The 2331-nt window shown below is 53.9% G+C and carries 2 protein-coding genes; both read right to left on the bottom strand.

What is annotated here, in order from left to right; genetic code table 11:
• Positions 1-1255, bottom strand: a 1255-nt coding sequence (locus RTY00_RS23680; protein ID WP_312666595.1) for an MFS transporter, incomplete at its 3' end; no start/stop codon positions are given.
• 63 nt (positions 1256-1318) lie between these two features.
• Positions 1319-2086: an SDR family oxidoreductase gene (locus RTY00_RS23675; protein ID WP_312666594.1), complete on the bottom strand. Its 768-nt coding sequence runs from the start codon at positions 2084-2086 to the stop codon at positions 1319-1321.
• Positions 2087-2331 lie beyond the last annotated feature (245 nt).

Here is a 2331-nt window from a genome sequence, read left to right as displayed (position 1 = left end):
TCAGGCTGCTAAAGGTGGTGAGCGCGGTGAGTAATACCGCGACAACCAGCGATCCACCCATAAATACGTAAGATGCCGCCGGGCTGCCGGTCAGGCCATTGAGATAGCCCACAATCCACGCGCCGACGAACGAACCGAGCGCACCGAAACAGACTACGAAGGACATCGCACCCGCCACCACGTTGCGTGGCAGCATCTCAGGAATCGCTGCGAAGAACGGGCCGTACGGCGTGTACATCGCACCGCCAGCAATCACCAGCAGCACCCATGAGAGCCAGAAGTGGGTCGCACCGAGCGTGAAGGAAGCAATGAAGCACACCGCGCCCAGCCCAAGGAAAAGCAGCACGATGTTTTTACGCTGCTGATATTTATCGGAAAACCAGGATGCGGTCAGCATCAGCGGCACGGCGAGCAGATAGGGCGCGGCAGAGAGCCAGCCGGTCGCGACGATGCCCATGCCGGACGCGCTCTTCAGCATTGAAGGTAGCCACATGATGAAACCGTACATGCCGATATTCCAAAAGAAGTGGATAAAGGCCAGCGCCAGCACCTTAGGCGAGCGGAAAGCTTCACGGTAATTCTTAACCGGTTTGATCGACTGCTGCTCTGCCGCCAGCGCGTTTTCGACTGCACGCTTTTCCGCTTCGCTCAGCCATTTGGCATCGCGCGGTCGGTCGGCATAAATTTTCCACCAGATAAACGCCCACAAAATGGCGGGCACACCTTCAATAATGAACATGCCGCGCCAGCCAAAGGAATTCACCAGATAGCCGGAGAGAATCGACATCCATAACACGGTAATCGGATTGCCGAGAAACAGAAAAGTATTGGCTTTGGAACGCTCCGCGCGCGTGAACCAGTGGCTGAGGAAGATCAGCATCGCCGGCATCACCACACTTTCCGCCACGCCAAGCAGGAAGCGAATCACCGCCAGCAGCGCCACGCTGTGCACCATGCCGGTCGCAGTAGCCAATGCGCCCCACAGAATCAGGCTCCAGAAAATCAGCTTCTTCGCCGAGTGCTTTTCAGCGTATATGCCGCCCGGCACCTGAAAACAGAAATAGCCGAGGAAAAACAGTGCGCCGAGTAGAGCTGAAATGGCGGGCGTGATATTGAGATCTTCTGCCAGACCTGCGGCGGCACCAAAACCGTAGTTGGCACGATCGAGGTAGGCGAGGCTATAGGTAATAAAGGCAATCGGGATGAGTTTTCCCCACCGACTGGCCGGTAAAATCCCTGCAATATTCTGGTTCATGGTATGACCTCAGGTCGCTTGAGTAGGATACAGCCGAGTCTTGATGCCCAGCTTAGGTTGCTGTTACAAGGTGGCGAGCCAGCCGCCATCCACGTAAATCATCTGGCCATTGACGTAATCGGAAGCAGACGACGCCAGATAAATGGCGGTACCCACCAGTTCGTCGGGTTTTCCCCAGCGGCCAGAAGGATTGCTGCTGCAGACCCATTTATTGAAATCTTCGTTTTCGACCAACGCTTCGTTCATATCGGTGAGGATGTAGCCCGGTCCAATGCCGTTGGTCTGGATATTGAACGGCGCCCATTCAGCCGCCATCGATTTAGTCAGCAGTTTGATACCGCCTTTCGCCGCAGTGTAAGGCGCGACGGTAGGGCGCGCGGCTTCGCTGGTCAGCGATCCGATATTGATGATTTTCCCACCGCGCTGACGTTGCACCATGCGTTTGGCTGCCGCACGCGAAACGAGGAACGCGCTGGTAAGATTGACATCCAGCACGCGCTGCCAGTCGCTCAATGCCAGCTCCAGCATCGGTTTACGGAATTGAATACCTGCGTTGTTGATCACAATATCGACGTGAATGTTCTCTTCATCGAGCTGCTGGAACACCGCTTCAATCGCGGCTTCATCTGCCACATTGAATAGAAAGCCTCGGGCTTCGAATCCCTGTTGCTGTAATTGCTCCAGCGCCGTATTCATGTGCTCCTGACGCGTGCCATTCAGCAGCACTTTGGCACCGGCTTGCGCCAGGCCTTGTGCATAAGCGAATCCCAAACCGCGCGTTGAGCCGGTGATCAGGGCAGTTTTCCCGCTAAGGTTAAATAAGGTCTGCATAACAAAACGTCCTTCATGTAACATGACTAACAAGTTGGATGAAATACTTTTACGTTATGCGCAGAAAGGCAGCAATTGGCAGGCGAGAAATTTGTAAGATATCTCACAGATTTTTAATGTCATCGCCAGAGAGAAATTATGCATTGTTTAGAATAACCTTCTGAAAATAATAGTTAAATTTCACCATTTTTCACTGCCGCTTTTGCTGCGCGAAAAATTGCCGCTTGTGTTGCGCGCAGCGACAC

The organism is Pantoea sp. CTOTU49201 (genome assembly GCF_032054795.1).
Lineage (GTDB): Bacteria > Pseudomonadota > Gammaproteobacteria > Enterobacterales > Enterobacteriaceae > Pantoea > Pantoea symbiotica.
This window is presented reverse-complemented; position numbering and strand designations above follow the sequence as displayed.

Excerpts from the sequence above, each read along its gene's own strand:
- RTY00_RS23675 (WP_312666594.1), bottom strand. The coding sequence starts at position 2,086 with ATGCAGACCTTATTTAACCTTAGCGGGAAAACTGCCCTGATCACCGGC.